We start from the raw sequence: 26,555 nt of genomic DNA on the forward strand, positions 1-26,555 counted from the left end.
GTCACGGCAGGGTCCACTTCTGGTTGGTGGCGGCCAGGCAGGTCCAGAGGTGGACGGCCTGCCCGTCGGTGGCGCTGTTGTTGGACACGTCGAGGCATTTGCCGGACTGGGGGTTGCGCAGGGTGCCGTCGGTCTGGGCGGACCAGTTCTGGGCGCCGCTGCCGTTGCACGTCCACAGTTGGATCTTCGTGCCGTCGGCGGAGCCGCCGCCGGAGATGTCCAGGCATTTGCCCAGTGCCTTGACGGTGCTGTTCGGGGTGACCGACCAGGTCTGCGCTGCGGTGCCGTTGCAGGTCCAGATCTGGATCTGGGTGCCGTCGGCGGTGGCCGCGTTGCGGACGTCCAGGCACTTGCCGCCGAGCCCGACGATCGGCCCGGTGCCGGAGGAGGCGCCGCCGGTGACGAACGTGAACGTGTCGAGGTCGAACAGCGCCCCGGTGCCCCCGGCGAAGGTGAGGTAGAGCGTGCCGGTGCTGGCCGGCGCGCCGGAGATGGCGCCGGTGACGGTGGTGAAGGTCTCCCAGCCGCCGGTGACCGGGACGGTCGCCTGGCCCAACACGGTGCCGGTGGGCGAACCCGTCCGCACCTGGAGGGTGCCGCCGACGCCGTTGGAGGAGACCCGGGCGCTGAACGAGGTGGCCTTGTCGAGCCGGTACGGCTCGAACGCGATCCAGTCGCCGTTGTCGATGCTGCCGACGGTCCGGCCGCCCTCGGCCGTGGCCTTGTCGTAGAGGGTCACCCCCGAGGAGGTCTTGAGGTGCTCGGCCTGGCGCTTGCGCGGCTGGAGGGTGTGCTGCTGGTGGGTGGTCAGCCCACCGGCGTCGGTGTACTCGGCGTCGAAGATCGCGAAGATGTTCGCCGCGTCGTCGTGCTCACCGTCGACCGGGATGGTGATCGTGCCGGAGCAGCCGTTCTTCGAGGTGATCTGGTGGCCGTGCTGGTCGTGGCCGAGCACGTAGGTCATCTTGACCTTGGTGCAGTCGACCGTGCCGTCCTCGGGGTCGGTGACGGTGATGCTGAACGGCACCGTGTCGCCGTAGGAGAAGAGCGAGCCGTTCGCCGGGCCGGTGATGGTGACGGTCGGGGCGGTGTTGCCGACGCCGATCTGCACGCTGGCGGTACCGGTCGCGCCCTGCGGGTCCCTCACGGTCAGGGTGACGTTGTAGGTGCCGTTGGCGGTGAACGTCTTGCTGGGGTTGGCCGCCGTGGAGGTGGTGCCGTCACCGAACGCCCACGAGTAGGTCAGCGCCCCGCCCTCCGGGTCCGACGACCCGGCCGACGAGAAGTTCACCGTCAGCGGTGCCGCCCCGGAGGTCCGGTCGGCGGTGGCGGCGGCGGTCGGCGCCCGGTTGCCACCGGCGACGTAGTCGTACCGGTACAGCGCCGAGTTGGCGTCACCGTTGAAGTAGCCGGTGCCGTAGTCGAGGACGTACAGCGCGCCGTCCGGGCCGAACGCGGAGTCCATCACCTGCTTACCGTTCCAGGGGAACGACGCGTCGATGGTGCCCCGGGAGCCGTCGGCGTTCACGTGGATGGGCTTGATCCAGCCCCGGCCCAGTTCGGCGGCGAAGAACTGGCCGTCGAAGGACTGCGGGAACTTCGTGGTGGACGGGTTCGACGCGCTGTAGCGGTAGACCGGACCGGCCATCGGCGACTCGGAGCCGCCACCGAACTCCGCCGGGGTGCCGGCGTCACCGGCGTACCGGATCCAGGCCGGTTGCGCCCCGGGCAGGGTGGGCAGGCCGGTGTTGCGGAACGAGTTGTTGGTCGGCCCACCGGTGCAGTTGTACTTGGCACCCGCGGTGCCGGCGGCGAAGTCCCACTCCGCGTACGTCTCGGCGGCGGTGTTGGTGCCGGTGCAGTACGGCCAGCCGTAGTTGCCCGGCCCGGTCACCCGGTTGAACTCGACCTGCCCGCTGGGGCCGCGCGTGCCGGTGGTGCCGGCGTCCGGGCCGTAGTCGCCGACGTAGACCACCCCGGTGGCCCTGTCCACGCTCATCCGGAACGGGTTGCGGAACCCCATCGCGTAGATCTCCGGACGGGTCCGCGCGGTGCCCGGGGCGAACATGTTCCCGGCCGGGACGGAGTAGCTGCCGTCCGCGTTCACCTTGATCCGCAGGATCTTGCCGCGCAGGTCGTTGGTGTTGGCCGCGCTGCGCTGCGCGTCGTAGGCGGGGTTACGGTTGGTCCGCTCGTCGATCGGCGAATAGCCGGCGGAGTCGAACGGGTTGCTGTCGTCGCCTGTCGACAGGTACAGGTTCCCGGACGCGTCGAAGTCGATGTCCCCGCCGACGTGGCAGCAGATGCCCCGGTCGGCCGGCACGTCCAGGATGTTGACCTGGCTGGACGTGTTCAGCGTCCAGTTGGCGTTGAGGGTGAACCGGGACAGCCGGTTCACGCCCTGCCAGGCGGAGAAGTCCGTGCCGGTGGCCGGGGCGTCCCCGGCGGGGGTGGACAGCGGTGGGGCGTAGTACAGGTAGACGTGCCGGTTGGTGGTGAAGTTCGGGTCCACCCCGACGCCCTGCAGGCCCTCCTCGTCGTGGGTGTAGACGGGGATCGTGCCCACCACGGTGGTGGTGCCGGCGGCGTCGGTGCGCCGCAGCGTGCCGTTGCGGGCGGTGTGCAGCACCGACCGGTCGGGCAGCACCGCGATGGTCATGGGCTCGCCGACCTCGGGTTCCCCCTTGGCCAGGGTGACCTGCTGGAAGTCGGTGGGGTTGATGGTGTGGGCCTGGGCGGGGGTCGGGCTGCCCAGGGCGACCAGCCCGGCGGCGGCCACCAGGAGTAGTGCGGAGCTGACCGACGCCGTTCGCCGGCCGAACGCGCCATCGTGTGAGGACACTGGCTGTCCGTCCCTTCCTGACGTTCGAATGCCAGGGCGGGGCGCGCGCCGTCGCGCCGGATGCCGTAGCGGGGGAGGGGGTCGATGGTTCACCGCGCCGCCGGTTCACCTCGCCGAAACACTTTCGTGATGGCGAAGACATTAAGCTGTTTCGATCCCTCTGTCCATACCTTCTGTTGAACCAGGGCAGACTTTCGCTCGAACCACGAAAAGTCCCGCCGTTGCGGCGCGGGCCGAGACGACGGGAACGGTCTCGTGTTGGTGTCCGATGCGGTCAGACTCCGGCAAGGGTGAGTAGTCGGTCCATGTCGGCGAAGGGCAGGGCCGCTGCGGCGGCTGCCCCCGCCACGTGCTCGTCCGGATCGGCGAGCAGGGCACGACGTACGTGGACCGGAAGACGGGGATGCCCGGCAACGGCTCGGCGGACTGTGCTGTCGGGGTCGGTGGCCAGCTGTTCGGCTGTCTCGACGGGAAGGTCCGGGTCCCGGGGCGCCAGGCATCGCATCCGTGGGTCCGGGTCGCTGCCGAGGCGGCGGAGGGTCTGCGGTGGGAGCGTGAGCAGGTCGGCGGGGCGCCAGGCTGTCTTCTTGTCGGGTGGGAAGCCGCGGTCGATGCGTTCGGCTGTCGTCGGGTCGACGAGGTGTGGCGCGTGGGTGGCCATCGTGGTCCGTACGCCGCTGTCCTGGTCGTCGAGCAGTCGGATGACGGCATCGGTGGGCAGCGTCCGGTTCCGTGCCGCGGAGCGTCGGAAGCAGGTGTACGGCGAGGTCACGTACGGCAGCGGGTTGGCGGTGACCCAGTCCAGGCCGCTGCGGCAGGGCATCCGGCGGAACGTCGGCGTGAGCAGCATCGCGCAGCTCGACGAGGCCGTCGACGCGGTGCACGTGCCGCTGGAGGACGGGCACATGGCCCGGCTGGCCGGCGCCCGCTGAACAGGAACGGGAGGTACCGGCTGGATCATCTTCCGCCGAGCCGGTGCCTCCGTCGGGCGACGGCGGCACCGGCCGGTCCGGCGGAGCGTCAGGTGGCGAGGGTGGCCAGCGGCTTCAGGCCGTAGGTGCGGGCGTATCCGTTCTCGGTGCCCACGACCAGGTCGACGACCTGGAAGTAGCGGTCCCAGAAGGGGGTTTCGCGCAGGGCGTCTATCAGCAGGCGGTAGGCGTCGTGGTCGTCCGCCTCCCAGACCCAGATGTCGGTGACCCGCGCCGAGTAGCACTCCGTGTCGTAGAAGCGGGAGCGGACACCGCGGGTGCGGGCCTGGATGACGGGCAGAACGTGGGTGGTGAAGGCCTGGACGCGTTCGGCCACGGTCATCGCCAGCCACTCGGGCGTGGTTTTGACCAGCATGAAAGCGGTGACCGGCGGCTCGGTTCGGTCAGTGGGCATCGGTGGTCTCCCGGGTGGTGAGGACGGCGGGCCTGAGCGTCTGGGCGCACCACTGCGCGAACGCGGTGGCCGGCCCCGCCTGCGGTGCGCGCTCGACGCCCGCGTCCAGGCCCTCGTCCTTGGCGCGTTTCATGTCGACCATGGCCTCGACGAACGCCGCGTTGAGGCCGTAGCCGAGCATGGTGGAGCGCAGTTCGTCGAGCGACTGACGCTGGTAGCGGACCGGACGGCCCAGTTCCTCGGTCATGATGCGGGCCAGGTCGTCGGGCGAGAGGTCCTGCGGGCCGAGCACAGGGACGTCGCCCATACCGGTCCAGGAGCGGTCCAGCAGCAGCCCGGCCGCGGCGGCGGCGATGTCGGCGACGGCCACCATGGGGGCCGGACGGTCCGCGGCGACGGTGTCGGTGAAGACACCGTCGTCGCGGATCGCGTCGACCTCCTCCAGCAGGTTCTCGAAGAAGGACGGGCAGGCCAGGGCGCGGTAGGCGACGCCGGAGCCGGCGATCAGGTCGTCCATGGCCAGGGAGGCGGTGACCAGCCCGGCCCGGGCAGCCTGCGGGGTGCCACGGCCGAGCGCCGAGACGCCGACAACATGGCCGACGCCGCTGGCGGCGAAAGCCCGCGCGGCCGGTCGGGTGAAGCCGCTGTAGGCGTCGTCGGGCGTGACGGAGGCGTCCGGCGGCACCAGCCAGAACACGGCGTCCGCTCCGGCGAAGGCACGCTCGACGGTCGCGGCGTCGCCGTGCGAGCCGACGACCACCTCGACCCGTCCCCGGACGTCTTCGGGCAGCCGGGCCGGATCCCGGACGACGACACGCAACTCCTCACGGCCGGCCGGTGCGGCCTCGATCAGCAGCGACAGCAGTTGCCGCCCGATGTTCCCGGTGGGACCGGTAATCACGATCATGAAACCTCGATTGTCGGATCGGCAGGACCCACCCATCGTGCGGACGGGCACCGCATTGCCACAATGGGAACTTCAGCACCCAATCATTGCCTGAAGTGGAATAAATGCGGTGAGCAGCCCAGCCCCGAACCTCGACGCCAACCTCGCCGTCGCTCTCGACGCCCTACTGACCGAGCAGAGCGTCACCCGCGCCGCCGCGCGGCTGCAGACCTCCCCCGCGGCGATGAGCCGTACCCTGGCCCGGTTACGCCGGGTGCTCCGAGATCCACTACTGGTGCGGGCCGGACAGCGGATGGTGCCCACTCCGCGCGCCGAGGCGCTGCGGGACGAGGCCGGCGCGGTGGTACGTCGCCTGGAGGCGTTGCTCGCCCCGAGCGGCGGAATCGATCCTGCGGCACTGCGGCGCACCTTCACCGTCCAGGCCGCGGACCTGGTCGGTGCCGCAGTCGCGCCCGGCCTGCTCCGGCTCGCCCGACGCCGGGCACCGGGCGTTTCGCTGCGGGTGCTGGCCGAGGAGTGGGAGGCCGGCCCCGCGCTGCGTGACGGACGGATCGACCTGGAGATCGGTGCCATCGACCACGTCGACCCGGAGACCCGCGTCGAAGAACTCGTCACCCTGCGGATGGCGGCCGGTGTCAGGGCCGGGCACCCCCTCACCGAGGGAACTCTGACCGCCGCCCGGCTCGCTGCGGCCGAGCACGTGGCGGTCAGCCGCCGTGGACGTTTTGCCGGTCCGCTGGACACGGCCCTGGCCGCGCAGGGGCTCAGCCGGCGGGTCAGCGCCGTCCTGCCCGGACACCTGGCCGCGATGATGCTGGCCGCAGCCGAGGACGTGGTCTGCCTGGTGCCGACCGCGCTGCCGGGTGAGCCTTCGTCACGACTCAGCGACGCGGCGCACGCGCTGGGACTGCGCCTGCTGGAGATCCCACTGCCACTGCCGCCGCTGACGATCGGCATGGCCTGGCACCCACGGCACGGCGTCGACGGCGCCCACCAGTGGCTGCGTGACGCCGTGCGCCACGTGCTCCGTCCCGTCGGAGCGGAATAGGACCTGCGCATCAGGCCGTGTACACGTGCCCGTCGGGGCGAGCCGCACCGCTGTGGGAGACCTGGACGGGGCGGCGCGTCTGCGTGTGCGGATGCGGCGGATCACCGGTGACGGCGGGACATCCACTGCCAGATGTGGGTGCCGTCGAGGCTCGGGTCGTTGCGGGCCACGTAGATCCAGGAGAAGTGACCGGGGAACCGGTAGCCGTTCCAGACGACCTGGTCGTACAGGGTGAGCAGGGATCCCGGGATCAGGTCGTGGGCGTGGACCGTGTTGGTCTCCGGCGGCACGGTGTCGTCGTCGAGCGAGGTGACCAGCCAGGTCGGGGTGTGGATCGCCGCAAGTTCCGCGTCGGTGACCAGCGGCGGGCCCTGGCCGTCGAGTGGCTCGACGACGCCGCAGATCGGCACCGACGCGGCGAACAGGTCGGGATAGGCGACGGTCATCTCCAGCGACATGTAGCCGCCGTTGCTGCACCCGACCACGTAGATCCGGTCGGCGTCGACGCGCTCACGGCGGACGAGGTCCCCGACGATGTCGCGGATCAGCGGCGCGAACCGGGGACCGTCCTCCATCCAGTAGGAGGTGCTCTGCGGGGCGACGACGTACGCGTCGGAGAAGATCCGTTGCGCCTGCGGGGTGGCGAAGCCCAACGCGCCCCGGTTGGCGCGCAGCGTGGTCTCGTTGTCGTAGTAGCCGTCGGGCAGGGAGGCGCCCTCGCCGGCACCGTGCAGCCAGAGGATCAGCGGTCGCCGGCCACGGTGCGGTGAACGCTTCGGGGAGTACAACCGGTACTTCATGCCGGAGCCCGAGACGTGGTGGCTGAAGGCGTCCACCTCGGGGTTCGACAGCCGCCTCTGGACGAAGTCGGTGATGGTGACGGGTGGGCCGTGCCGCCGGGCGAGCGGGGTGTTCTGCGTGATGGTGTAGACGAGGTCCAGCCGGACGTTGCGCCCCTTGCTCAGGATGTAGCCGAGGGTGCCGCCGCCGAGTTGCCCTTCGCCGTGGCTCAGGTCGAGCACGATGTTTCCCTGCCGGTCGAGCCGGGCTGCGGTCACCGTACGGTCCAGGTCGTACTCGCTGAAGATCACGTCGCCGGGAGCGATCGGGATCGGGCTGGTGGCCCTGGCGTGCACGGTGAACGTGCCGGGGTGGAGCCCGGCGGCGTCGATCGGCCCGAGCCGGCGGGTGTCGAGGGTGACCGAGGTGACCTGTTCGCCGCCGTCGAGCGTCGTCGCGTCGAGGGTGAAGCTGACGCTGGGGTGGCGGCCGCCGGCGTGGGCGGCAGGGCCGGGCAGCGCGAGGCCGATGGCGGCGCCGGCGCCACCGGCCAGGACGGTGCGGCGAGTGACCGACGTGGACATGCGACCCCCGACAACTATGTAGACGTCTGTCGATAGAGGGTCAACGTAGCGTCGGGGAGATCCGCTGGCAACCGGCCACCGACGACGTAACGACGCCCGGTGGTGATCCGCTGCGTGCATCGACATGGCTCCGGCCCGGGCGCACCGGCCGGCCGGAGCCGGGATCTCCGGTGGGACGGGTGCCTCAGCCCCCGTTCTGTTCCTGGAAGTCGACGATGGCTTCGCCGTTGTCGCGGGCCCAGTCGGTCAGGACCGTGATCGGCCCGACCAGGGTCTGCCCGAGTGCGGTGAGGCTGTACTCGACACGCGGGGGAGCTTCGGCGTACGCGCGGCGGTCGACCAGACCGTACGCCTGCAGGCGGCGCAGGGTCTGGGTGAGGACCTTGTGGGAGACGCCGCCGATGAGGTCGGCCAGCTCGCCGGGGCGTCGGGGTTGCAGACTGAGCGCGAACAGCACGATCACCGCCCACTTCTCGGTGATGATCTCGACGGCCAGGCGGGTGGGACAGTCGGCGAGGAAGACCTGACCGTGAGCGTTGGGCACAGGGCCAAAAGTTACCAGCAGGTTCCTATCGGCTCCGTAGCGTTCCCCGGTGACCCCATCAGGAGCACAGGGAGCCCTCCATGCCACGAGTAGTCGTGTTCGACGAGACCGGCGGTCCGGACGTTCTGCGCGTCGTCGACGAGCCGGTCGTCGAGCCCGCAGCCGACGAGGTCCGCGTACGGATCGAAGCCTTCGCCGTCAACCCGATCGATCAGCTGGTCCGGGGCGGGCAGTCCCCACGGCCCGTGCGGTTGCCGCACGCACGGCTGGGCGTCGAGGGAACCGGTGTGATCGACGCGGTCGGGTCCACGGTGACCGGGCTGACCGTCGGCGACCCCGTCATCCTGGGTGCGATACCCGACTTCGAGACCCGAGGCGCGTACGCCGAGTACACCACGCTGCCGGCCGACCGGGTGGTGCCCCGGCCCGCCGGGCTGGAGCCCGTCGATGCGGCGGCGCTCTGGGTGTCGTACTTCACCGCCTACGGTGCGCTGGTGGAGAGGGCCGGAATGCGACCCGGGGACCGGATCCTGATCACCGCCGCGTCGGGCGGGGTGGGGCGGGCCGCGATCCAGATCGCCCACCAGATCGGCGCGGTGCCGATCGCGGTCACCCGGCGCAGCGCCAAGGTGGACGGCCTGGTGGCCGCCGGGGCCGCCGCGGTGATCGCCACCGACCGGGAGGACGTCGCGGAGGCGGCCCGGCGGCACACCGGGGGAGCGGGCGTCGACATCGTCCTGGACGCCGTCATGGGCCCGGGCCTGGCCGCACTGTCGCTGGCCGCGAAGCTCGGCGGCACCCTGGCCACGGTGGGCTGGCTGGACCCACGGCCGGCGTCGTTCCCGGCGAATCCGTCGCTGACCATCCACCGCTACATGAGTCTCGCGGACATGGTCGACCCGGTGACCGCCCGGCGGGTCGCCGCGTTCCTGACCGCCGGTGTCCGCACCGGCGTGTTGCGGCCGGTGGTGGACCGGGTGTTCACACTGGACGACATCGTCGAGGCCCACCGGTACCTGGAGCAGGGAACGGCGGCCGGCAAGATCGTGGTGACGCCGTAGTCGTCGGCCTGGCCAGCTGCCCCGCCTTGCCCCAGAGGCTTCGTCTCCTGTCGCAACGGCCGTCACGGGGCAACGGCCGCCTTGCGCAACACCCACGGCTGCCGACAGCCCGGTTACGACGTGGCGGCTGGTGAACCTGGTCGAGGAGGATGCGCAGCGGATCGAAGTGCATGCCGAGCTCGGGTTCGCGGATGCGGCAGGAGGTGCCGAAATGCTCGGGCAAGGATTTCCCGGGTCGGCGCGGACTTGCGGTTCCTGGCTGAGCCGCACCGTCGGTACGGGTCGATGATCTCTCTAGGGGGCAGCGTCGGGGCGGCGTGATCGCGGAGCGTCGGCGAGGTGAGGTGAGGTGAGGTAGAACCTGCCTCGGGTCTCGCCGTGCTGTTCGAGCATGCCCGCTCGGACGAGGTGGCGAAGGTCGCGGGTGGCTTGGTCGTCGGTGAGGTTCTCGTCGCGCTGGTATATGGTGCGGCGGACTCGACCGCCGGTGGCAGCGATGTGGATGTCTCCGGGGCGGAAGCGGCCGGCCACATGCTGAGGTCGTGGCGGAGCATCATGAAGTGCAGCGCGTCGAGCAGCATGTGCTGCCAGGCGAACTCGTGCGAGCGGGCGAGTTGTTGTACGTAGGTGAGGGCGTCCCGGTAGCCGGTGATGACCTCCCAGGTCTGTGGGTTCGTCTCTACCGGTTCGTCGCCGGCAACGGCCGCGGCGGCGTCGTCCAGGGATACCTGGTAACCCTCGATCGAGTTCGAGCCCTGGACGGCGTGGGCTATCAGGGTGCGTCGGAATTGACCTGCCCAGCGGTGCGGCTCGGCGATCTGGTAACGCAGGTTGTCTCGCATGGTGTCCAGTTCGCCGAGGACGCGCCTGTCGTCACCGGCGAGAGCGGGTGTCCTGTACAGGTGCCCCTGGTGGCGCGAATCGGGCCCGGCACTCGGCTCCGATGCAGGATCTAGGTGGCTACCGCGCCCGGCTGGTGCTGGGCGGCCGTGGTGACCAGCGCGTCCAGTAGGGCGGGTGTCACGGGTTCGCCCGTGACGAGCACCCGGAAGTGGATCGGTCCGACCGTCTGGTCGACGAGGAGGTCGACGTCGGTGTCGGCGGGCAGTTCGCCGCGTGCCGTGGCCCGGTCGAACGGCACCCGGTCGCGGGCGCGTAGCCGGGGTAGAACCTCCGCGCGTAGCCGGGTGGCCAGGTCGGGGTCGTGTTGGGCCTGGCCGGCCAGGGCCCGGAACACCGCGCCGGAGTCGGACACCTCCAGGAAGCGGACCAGTTCGTCGAGGTGGGCGCGTAGGTCGGTGCGGAAGGCGCCGGTGTCGGGCAGGGTGAGTTCCTGGGCGCTGTCGGCGGTGAACGCGTCGACCAGGATGTCGGTCTTGGAGCGCCACCACCGGTAGATGGTCTGCTTGGCGACGCCGGCCCGGGCGGCGATGCCTTCGATGGTGACCTTGGCGTAGCCGATCTCGGCGACGAGGTCGTCGGCCGCCTGGAGCACGGCCTCGCGGGCCGCCTCGCTGCGGCCGTGCCGGTTGCCGCGGTGCATCGGGCGCTCCTTCCCGTGAGGTGTCTCTCCCGTGTGATCCACGTCTTCCGAGACGCTACAAGACCCACATCTTCCCTAGACGCAACGTTGCGTCTAATCTACCCTTCATGACGACGACACTGCACGACCCGGCGGTCCGCGACCTGATCGTCCGGCTGTTCACCGAGGCCGAGCGCGACGACGAGCGATCGCCGTGCCGGCCCGCCCCCACGGCCACCCCCCAGGAACGTTCCGACCTGCTCGAAGACGTCTACATGCCGATCTCGGCCCGCGGCGGCGACCTGCTCTACGCCCTGGTCCGCGCGGCCCGACCGCAGACGGTGGTTGAGTTCGGCACCTCGTACGGGATCTCGACGCTCTACCTCGCCGCGGCCGTGCGGGACAACGGGACCGGGCACGTCACGACGACCGAACTCAGCGCGACCAAGGTCAGGGCGGCCCGCGCCACCATCGAGCAGGCCGGGTTCAGCGACATCGTGACCGTGCTCGAAGGTGACGCGCTGACCACCCTCGGCGCGATCGGCGGCCCGATCGGCCTGGCGCTGCTCGACGGCTGGAAGGAGCTGTGCCTGCCCGTCCTGCGCCTGCTTGAGGACCGGCTCGCCCCGGGCGCCCTGGTCGTCGGCGACGACTCCACGTTCGAGTCGATGGGCGACTACCTGGCCTACGTCCGCGACCCGGGCAACGGCTACGTCAGCATCGACTTCCCGGTCGAGGACGGCATGGAACTCAGCTGCTGGACGGGCCGCTGATCACAGATCGGCTGGGGCGCGTCGGCGGGGCGTGGCGCAGCGTTGACGCTCAGGCGGCGGATCGCCCCGGCGCCCCCGCCGCCGACATCGACACGGGACCCTGGCCGACGTCCCGAACGCTGTCCGCTTGCCGGGTCAGTCCGGTGGTGCTGTGCCCGGTGAGATCGCGTCCCGGACGCACCCGGCCAGGAGCCTGCGCCGCCGCTCGTGGTCCTCGTCGGGTTCGTCGGCGGTCGCGGCGTGCACGATGCTGGCCGCCGACCAGGCGAACGCCATGCTGAGGACCAGGGTGAACAGGTCGGAGGGATCGCCCGCGCGGACACGGCCGGCGGCCTGCGCCCGGGCGATCCCCGCCAGCTTCGACTCGTGGTCGGCGGCCCGGCCCAGGCTGCCGGTGGGCCGCCGTTCCAGGCGTAGCCAGGTCAGCAGTCGAACCAGTTGAGGGTCGCGCAGGTTCGCGTCGTACATCGCCACCGCCGATGCGGGCAGGTCGTCCGCGTCGAACGCGACCACGCTCATGAGCTGGTCCGCGCGGTCGGCGATGACGGCGTCGAACAGGCCGTCCTTGTTGCCGAAGTAGCCGTACACCTGGGCCTTGTTCGTGCGTGCCGCTGCGGTGATGCGGTCGATCCTGGCTCCGGCGATGCCTCGTTCGGCGAACTCGACGACGGCGGCGTCCAGGATGCGGCGGCTGGTTGCCGCGCCTTTGGCGGTCACGGGCCCTGACGACATGCCACCAACTCTAACAAACCGACGAGTCGGTTGCTTTCGGCGTGCCGGCTGGCTAGGTTAAAAAAATACAGAACGGTTTGTTTGGAAGGGGTGTCCATGAGGACGACCATCGGCTGGCAGAGCGTGGACGGCACCGTCGCCCTGCAACGGGCGACGATCGAGCGGCGGGACCTGCGCAGCGACGACGTCGCGGTCCGCGTCGACTACTGCGGCGTCTGCCACAGCGACCTGCACCTGCTCAGCGGCATGATGCCGCACTACAAGAACGCCGCCGGCGTGGTGCCCGGCCACGAATTCACCGGCACCGTCACCGCCGTCGGGCCGGCGGTGACCCGCTTCGCTCCCGGCGACCGGGTCGCCGTCGGCACCCTCGTCGACTCCTGCGGGACCTGCTCCATGTGCCAGGTCGGCCAGGAGAACTTCTGCCTCGAACGACCCACCAGCACCTACGGCAGCCCCGACCGGCTCGACGGCACCATCACCAAGGGCGCGTACAGCCGCGAGTACGTACTGCGGGAGAAGTTCGCCTACCAGCTGCCCGCCGGCCTCGACCCGGCCGGCGCGGCACCGCTGATGTGCGCCGGCATCACCATGTGGGAGCCGCTGCGCGCGGCGGGAATCGGCGTCGGTAGCCGGGTGGCGGTCGCCGGCCTCGGCGGCCTCGGCCATCTGGGTGTCAAGCTCGCCGCCGCACTCGGCGCCGAGGTCACCGTGCTGAGCCGTAGCGCGGGCAAGGCCGACGACGCCCGCAAGCTCGGTGCCGTCGATCTGCTCGTCACGACCGACGACGCCCGGCTCGCGCGGGCCGCCAGCAGCTTCGACCTCATCCTGGACACCATCTCCGGCCCGCACGACCTGTCGCCGCTGCTGCGGCTGCTGACCCTCGACGGCACCCTCAGCGTGCTCGGCTTCCCCATGCAGACACCGGTGAACCTCATGGAGCTGACCTTCGGCCGCAAGAAGCTCAGCTCATCGGGCACCGGCGGCACCAGGCACACCGCCGACCTGTTGTCCTTCGCCGCCGAGCACGACATCACCGCCGACATCGAACTGCTGCCGTCCGCCCGGATCCACCAGGCCCTCGACCGGCTCGCACGCGGCGACGTCCGCTACCGCTTCGTGCTGGACCTCGCCGACCTCGACTGAGACGCCACCGGTGTCCGTGCCCGCGTCGACCGGGGCCGTCCGCCGATACGTTCTGCTCGTCGGCCGCGTGGGCCGAGACAGCGGCGCGCCCGGCCGTCGCCGTGGGTGCGGCGTGGGCGACCGTCCTCGTACGGCCGGGCGCGCGACCCGACCCACCCCGGACACAGATCTCATTGCTTGTTCCGGTGCCCGGTGGCGGGAGCGCGCCCGGCCAGCCCGGTGATGAACGCGACGATCTCGTCGGGGTTCTCCTCGGCCATGAAGTGTCCGCTGTCGGTGGCCTGGTAGGTGAGGTCCGGGGCCCATGCGCGCCAGAGCGCGGAGGCGTCGAAGCCGAGCTGGGAGCCCCAGTCCTGGGAGATGACGCCGACGGGCATCGTGAGGTGTGCGCCGCGTTCACGGTCGGCGATGTCCATGTCGAGGTCGATGCTGGCCGTCGCGCGGTAGTCGGCGACGATCGAGTCGATCGCGGCGACGGAGCTGTCGACGTAGTGGTCGCGCTCGTCGCGGGTGAAGGTGGTGCCGGTGGGGTCCCAGGCGTCGAGGAAGGAGCCGAAGAACTCGGGGCCGACGGCGGCGATCATCTTCTCGGGCAGGCCGGCCGGCTGGGCCATGAGGTAGAGGTGCCAGGCGACCTTGGCGTTGACGCCGTGCAGGACGGCCCACGTGTCCAGGGTCGGCAGGACGTCGAGGATGCCGAGGTAGCGCACCGCTTCGGGGTGGTCGAGCCCGGTCCGGACGGCGACGAGGGCACCGCGGTCGTGGCCGATGAGCCCGAAGTGGTCGAAGCCGAGCTGGCGGGTGATGGCGATCACGTCGTTGCCCATCGTGCGCTTGGAGTAGGTGTCCGGGTCGTCGGCGACGGGCTTGCCGCTGGCCCCGTAACCGCGCAGGTCGGGGACGATGACGGTGTGGTCGGTCGCGAGTTTCGCGGCGACGTGGCGCCACATGTAGTGGGTCTGCGGGAAGCCGTGGAGCAGCACGACGGCCGGCCCCTGGCCGCCGACGGCGACGTTGAGGTCGACGCCGGTGTCGCCGGTGACCGTGCGGTAGGTGAAGTTGTCGATCACGAACGGTGTGGTCATGAATCCTCCCGGATCGGGTCGGTGGTGCGGGTTTCGGGATGGCCGGAGAAGAGGCCGGCGGGCAGCGTGGTGCCGCTGGTGGCGGAGGCGACGAGCGCCGGGATGATCACGGTGTCCACGAGTGCGGACAGGTGGGCGTCGTCGACCGCGAGGCCGTTCGCGTGCCGGAGCAGCAGCACCGACCCGACGACCTCGTCGAAGGCGAACGGGCTCGCGCCGGTGGGCAGCTCGCCACGGGCCACCGCGGCGTCGATGACCGCCTGCGGCAGCCTGGCACCCGTGGGGCCGGCGGAGCTCTCGATGGCGTCGCACAGTTCGGGGTCTTTCAGCCCGGCCTGGAGCAGCATCAACGCGGTGCCGATGTCGGCGGCGGCCATCGTGCGTTCCAGCCGCCGGGCCAGGATCAGCAGGTCCTCGCGCAGGGTGGCCCCCTGCGGTAGCGGGGATGTCGAGTGCCGGGCGGGCCCTGCCTTCACCGCGGCGATGACCATGTCCCGCTTGGACCCCCACCGCCGGTACAGGCTGGCCTTCGACGTCTGGCAGCGTCGGGCCACCGCTTCGAAGGTCACGTCCTCGTACCCGTCCTCGGCGAGGATGTCGAGGACGGCCGCGGTGATCCGACGCTCAAGCTCGGCATCGCGCGGCCGTCCCCGGGCCCCTGACGATTCTTCATTACGATACGCCACGTCCCGTATCGTATCTCAGGGTGTCGGGACCGTCGACCGGCGGCCCCCGGTCGGCGCGTTCAGTTGCCGACGCCGAGGCTCGCCATGAACGCCGCCGGGTAACGGTCGCCGCGCGCGGCGCCCTTCGGCACGGCCGCCTCGATCTCTTCGCGGTCGCCGGCCGACAGCGGCACGTCCAGCGCCGGCAACGCCTCGGCCAGCCGCTGCCGGGTGCGCGCACCGACCAGCGCAACGATGGACGGGTCCTGCGCCGCCACCCAGGCGATCGCCAACTGCGCCACCGTGCACCCCTTCGCGTCGGCGACCCGGCGCAACGCCTCCACCAGGGCCAGGTTGTGCGACGCGTTCCCGGCGGAGAAGCGGGGAGCGTGGTTACGCGGATCGTCCGCCCGCCCCGGCACCCAGTTCCCCGAGAGCAGGCCACGGCCCAGCACCCCGTACGCGGTCAGCCCGATGCCCAGCTCCCGCAGCGTGGGCAGCACGTCGGCCTCGACCGCACGCGACAGCAGCGAATACTCGATCTGGAGATCAGCAACCGGGTGTACGGCATGCGCCCGGCGGACGGTCTCCGCGTCGACCTCGGAGAGCCCCACGTACCGTACGTAGCCGGCGTCGATCATGTCCTTGATCGCGCCGATCGTGTCCTCGACCGGCACCGACCGGTCGAGTCGGGCCGGCCGGTAGATGTCCACGTGGTCGACGCCGAGCCGGGTCAGCGAGTAGCTCAGGAAGTTGCGCACCGAATCCGGGCGGGAGTCCTGGCCGGCGAACCGTATTCCCGGCCCCACCTGCTGCCCGAACTTCACGCTCAGCAGATAGCTGTCCCGGTCGCGTCCCCGCAACGCCTCCGACAGCAGCAGCTCGTTGTGCCCCATGCCGTAGAAGTCGCCGGTGTCGATGAGCGTGACCCCCGCGTCCAGCGCGGCCCGTACGGTGGCGATGCTCTCCCCACGATCGGCCGGCCCGTACGCGCCCGACATGCTCATCGCCCCCAGCCCCACCGCGGAAACCGTGGGACCCGTGTTGCCCAGCGTGCGTGTCTGCATCGAAACTCTCCCTCGTCGGTCGATCTCGGCTCCACCGTGCGTGGCTTTCCGGCCCGCCGGCAGCGGAGCGTTTGTCGTGGGAGCGCCGCTCCCTGGCTCGGTGCCGGCCCCGGGGGCAGCATGGAGGCATGCAGCGTGAGCAGCTCGCCGACTTCCTGCGACGCCGGCGCGAGGCCATCCGCCCCGCCGAGGTCGGCCTCGTCGACGGCCCCCGCCGCCGCACCGCCGGCCTGCGCCGCGAGGAGGTCGCCATGCTCGCCGGCATGTCCGTCGACTACGTCGTCCGCCTTGAGCAGGGCCGCAGCAGCCAGCCGTCGACCCAACTGCTCGGCGCCCTGGCCCGGGCCCTGCGCCTGACCGACGACGAGCGCAGCCACCTGTTCCACCTGGCCGGCCACCAGCCGCCACCCCCCGAGGGTGTCGCCCGCCTGGCCCGAGCCGGCCTGGTCCGCCTGCTCGACCTGGTGGGCGACACCCCCGCCATGGTCCTGTCCGACCTCGGCGAGGTCCTGGCGCAGAACCGCATGTCGATCCTGCTCGGCGGCGACCACACCGGGCTGACCGGCGACCGCCGCTACGTCGTCTACCGCTACTTCACCGACCCCGCCGTCCGTGACCTCCACGGCCCCGAGGAATGGCGGCGGCACGCCCGCCAGCAGGTCGCCGACCTGCGTGCGGTGGCCGGCCGGCGGGCCGGCGACCCGACCGTGACGGGCCTGATCGAACGGTTACGGGCGGCGAGCGACGACTTCCGGCGGCTGTGGGCCGAGCACGAGGTGGCGGTACGCCGGGCCGACCGCAAGACGTTCAGGCATCCGCGCGTGGGTCACCTCACGATGGACTGCGAAACCCTGGTCACTCCCGATCTCGGCCAGCAGTTGCTGGTGCTGACCCCGGCCGACGCCGAGGCCAGGGAGCGGCTTGAGCTGCTGCGCGTGCTGGGGGTCGAGGAGTTCCCGGCCGGCGTGCCCCACTGACGGCGATGAACGCGTCCACCCTCGACCCGGCTCGGGTGAAGTGTCTGCTCCCGAGCCGGTTCGTTCAGGCGGGCGAGGTCGGCCAGGGCGACAGGTGGGCGCGTTCGCCCTGGGCGCCGAAGAGCGTGAGCAGCTCTGCGGGCTGGGAGTCGGCGCTGCCGATCTGGTGCGGGACACGGGTGTCGAACTCGGCGGCTTCGCCGGGGCCCAGCCGGTATTCCTGGTCACCGAGGATGAGCCTGACCTGTCCGTTGAGCACGTAGAACCATTCGTGCCCCTCGTGGGTCTGCAGTGTCGTCGTGGCCGATCCACCGGCCGGTGGGTAGATCACTTTGTAGGCCTGGATGCCTCCGGGACGTCTTGTCAACGGCACGACGGTGAAGCCGGACCGTCGTACGGGCCGTAGGTGGATGCGTGGATCGCCGGTGGGCGGGGCCGCGACCAGTTCGTCGAGCGGGACGCCGTGCGCCCGTGCCAGCGGCAGCAGTTGCTCCAGTGTCGGGCGCAGTTTCCCGTTCTCGAGACGCGACAGCGTGCTTGCGGTCAGCCCGGTCTCTGCCGCCAGGGCGGCCAGGGAGATGCCCCGGGTCTTGCGCAGCGCGTGCAGGCGTGGGCCGACGCCCGCAAGGACGTCGTGCGGCGTGACGTTCATGAGCCCATGATGCGGATCCGCAACGTTTCTCGCCAATAGGCAACGCCGCTGGTGATGCTGGTGGCGGAGGTAAGCAACCGATGCTCACATCAGCAGCAACTTCGCGACCGGCGGCCCGGTGGCCGCGCACCGTCGCAGCCGTCACGGCCGCGCTCGTCCTGACGACAGCCTGCACGACCACCGGCGGCGGGGCGCGGGACACGACGTCGCGGCAAGCGGACGCCACCGCCGCGACAGGTCACGACGCGGCCACCCGGGATGACGCCGCGTTCAACCGTCAATTCACCCACGAGACAGCCGACGTCGACGGCGTGACGATGCACTACGTCACCGGTGGCACCGGCGAGCCGCTCGTCCTCCTGCACGGCTGGCCCCAGTCGTGGTACTCGTGGCGCGAGATCATGCCGGCGCTCGCCGAGAAACACACCGTGTACGCGCTTGACCTGCCGGGACTCGGCGACAGCGAGGGCGCGCCGTCCAGCTACGACAAGGCCACCCTGGCCCGCCACGTCCACCGGCTGCTCGCCGGCACACTGGGGCTGAACAAGATCAACCTGGTCGGGCACGATCTCGGTGCCGGTGTGGCGTTCCAGTACGCCGCACAGTTCCCGGCCGAGGTCGTCAGGTACGCCCACCTCGACTACCCGATGCCCGGCCCCGCCCTCAGCGCGAACGCCTACCGGCAGGCGAGCTGGCACATGTCGTTCCACGACCAGGACGGGTTCCCCGAGCTGCTGGTCGACGACGACGTACGAAGCTATCTGTCTCTTTTCTACGGGTATGTTGCCTATGGTGGGACCAGCTTCGGCGGGCCGGGTGCGAAGGCTCCTTTCACCGCGCAGCAGATCGACGAATACGCCCGCACGTACCAGCGCCCACAGGTGCTCACCGGTGGGTTCGAGCTCTACCGCACCCTGGACCAGGACGAACGGGACAACAAGGCCGTGAAGCCGATCAGCATGCCGACGATGCTGCTGACGGCCGAGGGCACGCTCGACTTCACCCGTTCGACGGTCCAGCCCCTCATGTCCAACATCACCCGCGCCGTGGAGGTGCCCAGGGCCGGGCACTGGCTGATCCAGGAGAACCCGGAATTCGTCACCACCGAACTGGTGACGTTCCTCGCGAGGGGAGCGGACCGGTGACCGGTGCACCCGATGCCGAGTCGTTCTGGGAACAGCACCACCGCGCCCGGCGCGGCGGCTCCGCTGGGAACCCCAATCCGGTACTGGAAGAGACAGCCGGGACACGGCATCCCGGCGACGCCCTCGACCTGGGATGCGGCGCCGGCGGCGACACCATCTGGCTCGCCCGGCACGGCTGGCGGGTCACCGCCGTGGACATCTCCAGCGCCGCCGTGGAACGGGTGCGCGCACGCTCCCGGCAACTCGGCATCGACAGCCGGGTGACCGGCGAACAGCACGATCTGGCCCGGAGCTTCCCCGACGGGCAGTTCGACCTGATCTCCGCGCAGTACCTGCACACCCCCTTCGCGCTGGATCGCACGCGAGTCCTGCGTACCGCGGCGCACGCCCTGCGCCCCGGCGGTCATCTCCTGATCGTCGACCACGGCTCGACCGCACCCTGGTCATGGAACAAAGATGCCGACACGCAGCACCCCTCACCCGGCGAGACCGCGGCCGAGCTCGCCCTCGACCCGGACCGGTGGTCCGTCGTACGCGCCGACACGCCGCACCGCCGGGCCACCGGACCGGGGGGCCGGACCGCCACCGTCACCGACAACGTCCTGCTCATCCAACGACATGATCGGAAAAGCTGATGCCGCCAACCACCCGAACCAGGAAACGCAAGGACACCGGTCCCGCGTGGACCGCCCCCGGGGAGAAGGACGCTCTGGTCGGCTTCATCGACTACCTCCGCAACGCGATCATGGACAAGGTCGCCGACGTGCCGGAGCCCGAGGTCCGCACCGCCGAAGTGCCCTCCGGCACCAACCTCCTCGGGCTGATCAAACACGTGACCGCCGTCGAGAGGTTCTACTTCCTCGAAGAACCGATCACCAACATGCGCCGCACCTTCCGGCCCACCCGTGACGAGACCGTCGACGGCCTGCTCGCCCGCTACCGGGCAACGATCGCGCAGGCGAACCAGGTCATCGACACCTGGACCGATCTGACCCGCCCGGCACCCCGGCCGCCGGGCCGCGCCCTGCCGCCGTCGCAGCGATGGGTGCTGGTCCACATGATCGAGGAGATCGGACGGCACGCCGGGCACGCCGACATCATCCGCGAGAGAATCGACGGAGCCACCGGCCGCTGACAGCCACTGCAGCCAACTCCCCATCGCCACCCGCACGCGCTCATCTGTTGCGTGACCGGACGTGCCCGACTCGGCCGGTCCCGGAGACTGCCCCGGTTTTCTACCGGCACGATGCGGGCGGTCGACTCGTCATGTCGCGGTAGGAAAGCGGAGGTCCGAGGGGGACGTCTCGGCCTGGGCCGGCCACCGACTGGTGACGACCTTGCCACGGGTGTTGAACGACACCCCCTCCGGACCGTGGATGTGGGTGTCGCCGAAGAGCGACGCCTTCCAGCCACCGAAGGAGTGGTAGGCCATGGGGACCGGCAGCGGGACGTTCACACCGATCATGCCCACCGTGACGCCCCTGACGAACCGGCGGGCCGATGCCCCGTTCGCGGTGAACAACGCGGTGCCGTTGCCGTACGGGTTGGCGTTGATGATGTCGATGGCCTCGTCCAGGGTGTCGGCCCGGAGCACGACCAGCACCGGGCCGAAGACCTCCTGCTGATATGCGGACATCCCGGGGGTGACCCGGTCCAGCAGGCACGGTCCGACGAAGTATCCGCCTTCGTGGCCGTCGACCCGTAGCCCCCGGCCGTCGACGACCACGGTCGCCCCGGCCCGCTCCGCCTCGTCGACGGCGGTGATGACCCGCTCGCGCGCCTCGCCGGTGACCAGCGGACCCATCTGCGAGGCGTCCTGGTCGCCGGGACCCACCACGATCGCGGCGACCTCCCTGTCGAGCAGCTCGATCAACTCGTCACCGGCCGATCCGACCGCGACCACGGCGGAGATCGCCATACACCGTTGCCCCGCCGAGCCGTACGCCGCCGAGGTGATCTGGCGTGCGGCGTCGGACAGGTCGGCGTCGGGCAGCACCACGGCGTGGTTCTTCGCCCCGCCCAGCGCCTGGACCCGCTTGCCGGAGGAAGCGGCGCGTTCGTGCACGTACCGTGCGATCGGGGTGGAGCCGACGAACGACACCGCGGCGATGTCCGGGTGGTCGAGCAGCGCGTCCACGGCGGCCTTGCCGCCGTGCACCACGTTGAACACCCCGTCCGGCAGGCCGGCGTCGGCGTACAACTGGGCGACGAGGTTCGACGCGGACGGGTCACGCTCACTCGGCTTGAGCACGAACGTGTTGCCGCAGGCGATGGAGATCGGGTGCATCCACATCGGCACCATGACGGGGAAGTTGAACGGTGTGATTCCCGCGCACACCCCGAGCGGCGCCCGCAGGGAGTACGAGTCCACGCCGGTGGAGACCTGGTCGGAGTAGGCACCCTTGAGCAGTTCCGGGATGCCGCAGGCGTACTCGACCACCTCGCGACCCCGGATCACCTCGCCGCGCGCGTCCTCAACCGTCTTACCGTGCTCTGCGGTGATCAGTCGGGCCAGGTCACCCTCGTGCCGTTCCACCAGGTCGCGCATCCGGAACAGCACCTTGGTGCGCCGGGACAGCGACATCTCGCCCCACGACCGGTGGGCCGTCACCGCCGCCGCGACGGCGCGGTCGACCTCGGAGCGGCCGCCGACGGCGACCTGTGCCTGGGGCTCGCCGGTCGCGGGTTGGTACACCGTCGTGTACTCGCTGCCGGCGACGGACGCCCCGCCGATCCAGTGCTCGATGCTGCGCACCGCACTCTCCTTCGTTGCCTGACGCGATGAGCGTCGCCTGATTCGTCCTGCTGTCTGGTGGGTGTGGTGGCCGGGTGAACCGTCAGATGCCACCGGGGTGTGCGTGGGCGGATCGCCGGCCGTGCGTGCTGCCTAGAGCCACCGGGTGCCGACGCCTCGTAGGTCGGGGGTGCTGAAGGAATACAGCAGTTCCATGCCGTGCGTGCCGCCGGTCCTGATCGCGTGGCTGACCCCGGCGGGGATGTACATGGCGGTGCCCGGCCCCGCCTCGAACCGCTCGCCGGCCAGCGTGAACAGTGCCGTACCGGACAGGACGTAGTAGAACTCGGCCGAGTCGGCGTGCAGGTGCAGCGGGTGCGTCATGCCCGGCTCCATCCGGTAGACGCCGGTGAGGAACTCGCATCGGGGGTCGCCTGTCCGGTGCCGGTCGACGAGGCGGTGCACCGATCCCTCATCCTCCGCGTTGTGGTTGAGGCTGGAGATCAACTCGTACTCCAGGTCGTCGCGGTGGATGACGAACCCCGACCGCGGCGCGCCCGCTCCGGCGTCGGTGGCCGCTGTCCGGCGGCCCCCGGCGGGCAGGGCCGTCACCGCTCGGCGTCCACGCTTGTCGCACCCAACGGGATCTGTGGGCTGGTGAGCGGGCCGTGGTGCTTGGACAGGCAGATGGCCTCCCAGCCGGAGACCACGCCGTGGATGACTCCCGGCTCCCAGCAGAGGTACTCACCGGCGTGGTAGACGTGCTCCGGGTCGGTGGCGCACCAGCCGCCGAGGAAGAAGATCTCCTCCGTGCTGTGGTGGAACTCCAGCGCGGTCTTGGCGAACCGGCGCGGCAGGACGAACAGGATGGTGTCCTTGCCGGTGTCCTCGACCCTGCGCAGCCGGATGCACTGGGTAGGAACCTCCAGGTCGCCGTGGCTGCTGGTGTCGGTGACGCCCGCGAACGCCTCCTGCACCGGCGACCAGTTCGCCGGGTCGAACACGTCGACGGTCTCGCTCAGCGGTTTCGCCGGTGCGGGCGGCTCGCCCGTGCGGACCTCGAACCGGGAGTCGCTCCAGAAGATCAAGCTCGCGCCGCCCTCCGACGAGATCGGACCGAGCCCGGTGCCGGACGGCAGGAACAGGTAGTGCCCGGGCCGGCACTGCCGGCCGGCGACGGTCAGGTCGCCGGCGCGGACCAGGAGTTCGAGGTCGGCGGTGTTCCAATGCTCCGGCATGCTCCAGCCGGGCGGCACGTCGACGACGAGGGTCTGCGCGCCGGTCTGCGGGTCGCCGTTGATGTGCCGGGTGAGGAGGCCGAAGGGCAGTCCGTCCTCCCGCCACACCCGTTGGGGCACCCCCTCGATGGTGACTCGACGCTTGCCAGTGTGCGCCACGGTAGCCTCCTTCACGTTGGGGTCGGATTGTATGTAATCCTGCTGACCGCGTCCAGGCTTGACCGGCATAACCCGAGTTAGATGCGGTTTTGTGCCGTCTTGGCGATCGCGCCGACCGCCTAGTGCTGCCTTGTTGTATGCAACAACAGTCTCCGTCGGGAGTGTTGCCGTTGGTCCGGGCGTGGTGGACGTCGCGTCCGGCCCGCTCCGCCGGGCGGGCCGGACGGAGGCGACGGTCCTACGCGCTGCGGATGTTCTCCTTGTGCCTGGCTTGACGGTTTGTATACGATCCAGCATCCGAGTTGCCCTGCTAGCTGCGTTTCCTCATCTGCTCAGATCGGGGAGAGATGCCGCGAAGGTTCGGTCTTGTTGGTGCGACGGTGGTCGTCGAGGACGGCGCTCGCATCACTGACGTGCTCATTAACTCGGGGCGCATCGAGCGGGTCGGCAGGATTCCGCCATCGGTGGACGTCGAGACGTTCGATGCACGGGGGAAGATCATCATCCCCGGCGGCGTCGATGTGCATACACATATGGATACGCCGTTCATGGGTGCCGTCACCTCGGACGACCACGCCTCGGCGAGTCGGGCCGCCGCTGTGGGTGGCACCACGACCTACGTCGACTACGCGTTCCAGCGGTCGGGGGAGCGTCTGCCCGAGGTGCTGGCCCGGTGGGCGGGCCGCGCCGGCGGCCGCTCCGCCATCGACTTCAGTTTCCACCTGGCGGTGACGTCGCCGTACCCGGATCTCGTGGCCGACATGGCGCTGGTGGTCGCCGACGGCGTGACCAGCTTCAAGGTGTTCATGGCGTACAAGGGTCTGGCCATGCTCGACGACGGGCAGCTCTTCACGGTCCTCACCGAGGCGAGCCGGCTGGGCGCGACGCTCTGCGTGCACGCCGAGAACGGTCACGTCATCGATGTCCTGGCCGAGCGGCTCATCCGGGCGGGGAAGACCGGGCCGTTGGGCCACCTGCTGTCCCGGCCGCCCGAGACCGAGGTGGAGGCGGTTCGGCGTGGCATCATGCTCGCGAACCTGGCCGACGCCCCGCTGTATTTCGTGCACCTGTCCACCGCAGGTGCGGTCGCCGCCGTCGCCGAGGCCCAGTCGGCGGGGCGCCCGATCTCGGGTGAGACCTGTACGCACTACCTGCTGCTCGACGAGGGTCTGTACCACGAGCCCGGGTTCGAGGCGGCGAAGTACGTGGTCAGCCCGCCGCTGCGCGGTCGCGAACACCGCGAGGAACTCTGGCGCGGGCTGCGAGAGGGCACCCTCGCGGTGGTCAGCTCGGATCACTGCCCGTTCTGCATGGCCGGTCAGAAGACCCTGGGTGTGCACGACTTTAGGCGGATCCCCAACGGTGCGCCCGGGATCGAGCACCGCGTGCCGCTGCTGTACGGGCACGGGGTGCGGTCCGGCCGGCTGAGCCTGGAGCGGTTCGTCGACGTGGTGTCGACCGGTCCGGCCCGCCGGTTCGGTCTGTACCCGACCAAGGGTGTGATCCGGCCGGGTGCGGACGCCGACCTCGTCGTGATCGATCCGCAGGCGGCCTCGGTGGTGCTCGCGCAGACGATGACGCAGGACTGCGACTACACCCCGTTCGAGCGGTGGCACGTGCCCGGACGGATCGACTCGGTCTACCTCCGGGGTGAACTCGTCGCCCGTCGTGGCCGGTTCGTCGGTCGTCAGGACGCCGGTCGGTTCCTGCCGCGTCGTGCGGCGTAGGTCGGTGGGATCTACCTGGGAAGAGTCTTGACACACACCAAGTTGTATACAAGCATCCCTCGTGTTATCCGCTTTACCAGGTTCGTTGCGGTGGACAAAGCAAGCTTGCACACAATTGGAGGTATCGGCATGGGGACGTGTTCCGTGCGGGTGCGGGCCGTGGCAGTGCTCGCCGTGGCGAGCCTTGCCTCCGCGGCCTGCGGCGGCAACGACGCGCAGAGGTCTGACGCCGGCAACGGCCAGACCCTGACCATCGCCGCACCCGGGGTCCTGTCGAGTCTCGACTCCGAGCGCTACCAGGGCTTCATCTCGATCGACCTACTACCGAACACCGCCGGAACGCTCGTGCGCTTCAAGAAGCCCGAGGCCGGCGCGACGACACTCCAGACACCTGACCAGATAGAGCCCGAGCTCGCGGAGTCCTGGAAGCTGAGCGAGGACGGCAAGCAGATGTCCTTCACGCTCCGTGAGGCCAAGAGCCAGTTCGGCAACACCCTGACCGCCGAGGACGTGAAGTGGTCGGTCGACCGGATGGTCAAGAGCACCGGTGTGCCGATCGCCAAGATCCTGATGGGGGTCGGTGGCTGGGACATCGCCAACCCGATCACCGTCACCGACGACAGGACCTTCACGATCAACGTGGCCAAGCCGAACGCGGTGAGCGTCACGATCCTGAGCACGTTCTTCATGACGATCTACGACTCGGTGGAGGCCAAGAAGCACGCCACCGCCGACGACCCGTTCGCCTACAAGTGGCTGGGGGAGAACACCGCCACCTTCGGCGCCTACCAGGTGCGGTCGTTCGACCCGGGCAAGGAGGTCCGGCTCACCGCCAACCAGAACTACTTCCGGGGTGTGCCCAAGGTCAAGGACGTGGTGGTGCGGGCGGTCGCCGACACGTCGAACCGGCTCCAGCTGGCCCAGAGCGGCCAGGTCGACGTCGCCACGGCGATGACCTTCGACCAGCTCTCGTCGTTGAAGAACAACAGCGACGTACGACTCGAACGGGTGCTCTACCCGAACATCGACGTGCTGGTGCCGAATCTCAAGGCCAAGCCCTTCGACGACAAGCGGGTCCGCCAGGCACTCTCGTACGCCATCGACCGCAAGGCGATCGTCGACTCCGCGTACCAGGGCTTCTCGGTGGCCTCGACCGACTTCATGCACGACGACTTCGGCGCGCCGGCGGCGGGTCAGCCCCTGACCACCGACGTCGACCGGGCCAAGCAGCTGTTGGCCGAGGCCGGACTGCCCAACGGGTTCCCGATGGAGCTGGCCTACAACGCGGCCAACGTCGGCGCGCACAGCGAGCAGGTGGCCGTGCTGCTGCGGTCGCAACTGGCCAAGGTCGGCATCGACGTGAAGCTGAACAACGTGGCGTCCGGTGCGGACTTCGACACCGCCAAACGCGAGGGCAAGCTGCAGACCTGGCTGGCCACCAGCACACCGCTGATCCCCGACCCTGCCTACTACCTGCAGGTCTTCTACTCCACAGGTGGTCTGACCAACCTGCAGAACTACAGCTCACCGACGCTCGACGGCCTCTCCCGCAAGATCCTCGAAACCCAGCCGGGAGCCGAGCGGGAGGCGTTGGTCAAGCAGGTCAACGACTTCATGGTGGGCGACATGCCGGCCGTCCCACTGGTCGACGCCCAGAAGTACTACGTGTTCAAGAAGAGCGTGACCGGGTTCGTGAGCTACTCCCAGGGTCACGTCAACTACTACGACATCTCCATCGGCTAGCCCGGGCGGGTGTCCCCGCCACCGCGGTGACGGGGACA

27 protein-coding genes are annotated in these 26,555 nt (G+C 70.2%); 12 read left to right on the plus strand and 15 right to left on the minus strand.

The genetic code is table 11. The annotated features are described in order from the left end of the window. Window position 1 precedes the first annotated feature (1 nt). The 4 genes from FJK98_RS11625 to FJK98_RS11640 form a co-directional block, all read right to left on the minus strand. Window positions 2-2,842, minus strand: coding sequence for a PQQ-dependent sugar dehydrogenase (locus FJK98_RS11625; protein WP_145919031.1), 2,841 nt, complete (start codon window positions 2,840-2,842; stop codon window positions 2-4). A gap of 274 nt (window positions 2,843-3,116) precedes the next feature. Continuing rightward, the gene (locus tag FJK98_RS11630; RefSeq protein WP_240762759.1) at window positions 3,117-3,692 is read right to left on the minus strand and encodes a hypothetical protein; all 576 of its coding nucleotides are present in this window, start codon (window positions 3,690-3,692) and stop codon (window positions 3,117-3,119) included. Window positions 3,693-3,862: 170 nt separating this feature from the next. After that, the gene (locus FJK98_RS11635) at window positions 3,863-4,228 is read right to left on the minus strand and encodes a darcynin family protein (protein WP_145919032.1); all 366 of its coding nucleotides are present in this window, start codon (window positions 4,226-4,228) and stop codon (window positions 3,863-3,865) included. After that, window positions 4,218-5,135, minus strand: coding sequence for an NAD(P)H-binding protein (locus tag FJK98_RS11640; protein ID WP_145919033.1), 918 nt, complete (start codon window positions 5,133-5,135; stop codon window positions 4,218-4,220). The genes FJK98_RS11635 and FJK98_RS11640 overlap by 11 nt, the downstream gene beginning before the upstream one ends. Window positions 5,136-5,244: 109 nt before the next feature. Between FJK98_RS11640 and FJK98_RS11645 the strand changes: the two genes are divergently transcribed. Next, window positions 5,245-6,183: a LysR substrate-binding domain-containing protein gene (locus FJK98_RS11645; RefSeq protein ID WP_205789417.1), complete on the plus strand. Its 939-nt coding sequence runs from the start codon at window positions 5,245-5,247 to the stop codon at window positions 6,181-6,183. 101 nt (window positions 6,184-6,284) lie between these two features. Here FJK98_RS11645 and FJK98_RS11650 read toward each other — a convergent pair whose 3' ends face one another. Further along, the gene (locus FJK98_RS11650; RefSeq protein ID WP_145919035.1) at window positions 6,285-7,547 is read right to left on the minus strand and encodes a PHB depolymerase family esterase; all 1,263 of its coding nucleotides are present in this window, start codon (window positions 7,545-7,547) and stop codon (window positions 6,285-6,287) included. Between the two features lie 184 nt (window positions 7,548-7,731). Beyond that, window positions 7,732-8,091: a helix-turn-helix domain-containing protein gene (locus FJK98_RS11655; RefSeq protein ID WP_145919036.1), complete on the minus strand. Its 360-nt coding sequence runs from the start codon at window positions 8,089-8,091 to the stop codon at window positions 7,732-7,734. 80 nt (window positions 8,092-8,171) lie between these two features. On the opposite strand from FJK98_RS11655, the gene FJK98_RS11660 reads away from it, so the two are divergent. The 3 genes from FJK98_RS11660 (at window position 8,172) to FJK98_RS33160 (ending at window position 10,108) form a co-directional block, all read left to right on the plus strand. Beyond that, on the plus strand, window positions 8,172-9,152 hold the full coding sequence (locus tag FJK98_RS11660) for a zinc-dependent alcohol dehydrogenase family protein (RefSeq protein WP_145919037.1): 981 nt from the start codon (window positions 8,172-8,174) through the stop codon (window positions 9,150-9,152). 130 nt (window positions 9,153-9,282) lie between these two features. After that, window positions 9,283-9,441 (plus strand): hypothetical protein, encoded by a 159-nt coding sequence (locus tag FJK98_RS33155; RefSeq protein WP_168222422.1) that lies wholly within the window; start codon window positions 9,283-9,285, stop codon window positions 9,439-9,441. Window positions 9,442-9,694: 253 nt separating this feature from the next. Next, window positions 9,695-10,108, plus strand: a complete 414-nt coding sequence (locus tag FJK98_RS33160; protein WP_168222423.1) for a hypothetical protein — start codon at window positions 9,695-9,697, stop codon at window positions 10,106-10,108. Here the strand turns inward: FJK98_RS33160 and FJK98_RS11670 are convergent. Continuing rightward, window positions 10,105-10,695 carry a TetR/AcrR family transcriptional regulator gene (locus FJK98_RS11670; RefSeq protein WP_145919038.1) on the minus strand — a complete coding sequence of 197 codons (591 nt, stop codon included), beginning with the start codon at window positions 10,693-10,695 and terminating at the stop codon, window positions 10,105-10,107. The two genes, FJK98_RS33160 and FJK98_RS11670, sit on opposite strands and share 4 nt — an antisense overlap. Before the next feature lie 107 nt (window positions 10,696-10,802). On the opposite strand from FJK98_RS11670, the gene FJK98_RS11675 reads away from it, so the two are divergent. Further along, window positions 10,803-11,447 (plus strand): O-methyltransferase, encoded by a 645-nt coding sequence (locus FJK98_RS11675; RefSeq protein WP_145919039.1) that lies wholly within the window; start codon window positions 10,803-10,805, stop codon window positions 11,445-11,447. 135 nt (window positions 11,448-11,582) lie between these two features. Here the strand turns inward: FJK98_RS11675 and FJK98_RS11680 are convergent, their stop codons facing one another. After that, window positions 11,583-12,179 carry a TetR family transcriptional regulator gene (locus FJK98_RS11680; RefSeq protein ID WP_145919040.1) on the minus strand — a complete coding sequence of 199 codons (597 nt, stop codon included), beginning with the start codon at window positions 12,177-12,179 and terminating at the stop codon, window positions 11,583-11,585. Window positions 12,180-12,275: 96 nt separating this feature from the next. Here FJK98_RS11680 and FJK98_RS11685 point away from each other — a divergent pair, with 96 nt between their 5' ends. Continuing rightward, the gene (locus FJK98_RS11685) at window positions 12,276-13,325 is read left to right on the plus strand and encodes an NAD(P)-dependent alcohol dehydrogenase (protein WP_145919041.1); all 1,050 of its coding nucleotides are present in this window, start codon (window positions 12,276-12,278) and stop codon (window positions 13,323-13,325) included. Between the two features lie 170 nt (window positions 13,326-13,495). On the opposite strand, the gene FJK98_RS11690 is transcribed toward FJK98_RS11685, so the two are convergent. From FJK98_RS11690 to FJK98_RS11700, 3 genes are read right to left on the minus strand one after another with little or no spacing between them, the layout of a single operon-like run. Then, entirely contained in the window at window positions 13,496-14,410 is a 915-nt protein-coding gene (locus tag FJK98_RS11690; protein ID WP_145919042.1) for an alpha/beta fold hydrolase, read from the minus strand. Beyond that, complete coding sequence (locus FJK98_RS11695) at window positions 14,407-15,096, minus strand: TetR/AcrR family transcriptional regulator (protein ID WP_145919043.1); 690 nt, start codon at window positions 15,094-15,096, stop codon at window positions 14,407-14,409. The genes FJK98_RS11690 and FJK98_RS11695 overlap by 4 nt, the downstream gene beginning before the upstream one ends. Before the next feature lie 59 nt (window positions 15,097-15,155). Continuing rightward, window positions 15,156-16,142 (minus strand): aldo/keto reductase, encoded by a 987-nt coding sequence (locus FJK98_RS11700; RefSeq protein ID WP_145919044.1) that lies wholly within the window; start codon window positions 16,140-16,142, stop codon window positions 15,156-15,158. Window positions 16,143-16,270: 128 nt separating this feature from the next. Here FJK98_RS11700 and FJK98_RS11705 point away from each other — a divergent pair, with 128 nt between their 5' ends. Next, window positions 16,271-17,119 (plus strand): helix-turn-helix transcriptional regulator, encoded by an 849-nt coding sequence (locus FJK98_RS11705; protein WP_145919045.1) that lies wholly within the window; start codon window positions 16,271-16,273, stop codon window positions 17,117-17,119. 64 nt (window positions 17,120-17,183) lie between these two features. Here FJK98_RS11705 and FJK98_RS11710 read toward each other — a convergent pair whose 3' ends face one another. Then, window positions 17,184-17,771, minus strand: a complete 588-nt coding sequence (locus FJK98_RS11710) for a helix-turn-helix domain-containing protein (protein ID WP_145919046.1) — start codon at window positions 17,769-17,771, stop codon at window positions 17,184-17,186. Window positions 17,772-18,088: 317 nt separating this feature from the next. Here FJK98_RS11710 and FJK98_RS11715 point away from each other — a divergent pair, with 317 nt between their 5' ends. From FJK98_RS11715 to FJK98_RS11725, 3 genes are read left to right on the plus strand one after another with little or no spacing between them, the layout of a single operon-like run. Further along, window positions 18,089-18,916 carry an alpha/beta fold hydrolase gene (locus FJK98_RS11715; RefSeq protein WP_240762958.1) on the plus strand — a complete coding sequence of 276 codons (828 nt, stop codon included), beginning with the start codon at window positions 18,089-18,091 and terminating at the stop codon, window positions 18,914-18,916. After that, complete coding sequence (locus FJK98_RS11720) at window positions 18,913-19,551, plus strand: bifunctional 2-polyprenyl-6-hydroxyphenol methylase/3-demethylubiquinol 3-O-methyltransferase UbiG (protein WP_145919048.1); 639 nt, start codon at window positions 18,913-18,915, stop codon at window positions 19,549-19,551. Before FJK98_RS11715 ends, FJK98_RS11720 begins: the two co-directional genes overlap by 4 nt. Continuing rightward, window positions 19,551-20,051, plus strand: coding sequence for a DinB family protein (locus FJK98_RS11725; protein WP_145919049.1), 501 nt, complete (start codon window positions 19,551-19,553; stop codon window positions 20,049-20,051). Before FJK98_RS11720 ends, FJK98_RS11725 begins: the two co-directional genes overlap by 1 nt. 129 nt (window positions 20,052-20,180) lie before the next feature. Here FJK98_RS11725 and FJK98_RS11730 read toward each other — a convergent pair whose 3' ends face one another. The 3 genes from FJK98_RS11730 to FJK98_RS33165 form a co-directional block, all read right to left on the minus strand. Continuing rightward, a complete protein-coding gene (locus FJK98_RS11730) occupies window positions 20,181-21,671 on the minus strand; it encodes a CoA-acylating methylmalonate-semialdehyde dehydrogenase (RefSeq protein WP_145919050.1) in 1,491 nt (496 codons plus the stop codon). 132 nt (window positions 21,672-21,803) lie between these two features. After that, window positions 21,804-22,262, minus strand: coding sequence for a dimethylsulfonioproprionate lyase family protein (locus FJK98_RS11735; protein WP_168222424.1), 459 nt, complete (start codon window positions 22,260-22,262; stop codon window positions 21,804-21,806). Further along, on the minus strand, window positions 22,259-23,047 hold the full coding sequence (locus FJK98_RS33165; RefSeq protein WP_168222425.1) for a hypothetical protein: 789 nt from the start codon (window positions 23,045-23,047) through the stop codon (window positions 22,259-22,261). The genes FJK98_RS11735 and FJK98_RS33165 overlap by 4 nt, the downstream gene beginning before the upstream one ends. A 380-nt stretch (window positions 23,048-23,427) precedes the next feature. On the opposite strand from FJK98_RS33165, the gene hydA reads away from it, so the two are divergent. Next, window positions 23,428-24,774, plus strand: a complete 1,347-nt coding sequence (gene hydA / locus FJK98_RS11740; protein WP_168222426.1) for a dihydropyrimidinase — start codon at window positions 23,428-23,430, stop codon at window positions 24,772-24,774. Between the two features lie 159 nt (window positions 24,775-24,933). Then, on the plus strand, window positions 24,934-26,517 hold the full coding sequence (locus tag FJK98_RS11745) for an ABC transporter substrate-binding protein (RefSeq protein WP_168222427.1): 1,584 nt from the start codon (window positions 24,934-24,936) through the stop codon (window positions 26,515-26,517). The last annotated feature ends 38 nt before the right edge of the window (window positions 26,518-26,555 follow it).

The organism is Micromonospora sp. HM134, assembly GCF_007833915.1.
GTDB classification, from domain to species: domain Bacteria; phylum Actinomycetota; class Actinomycetes; order Mycobacteriales; family Micromonosporaceae; genus Micromonospora; species Micromonospora wenchangensis.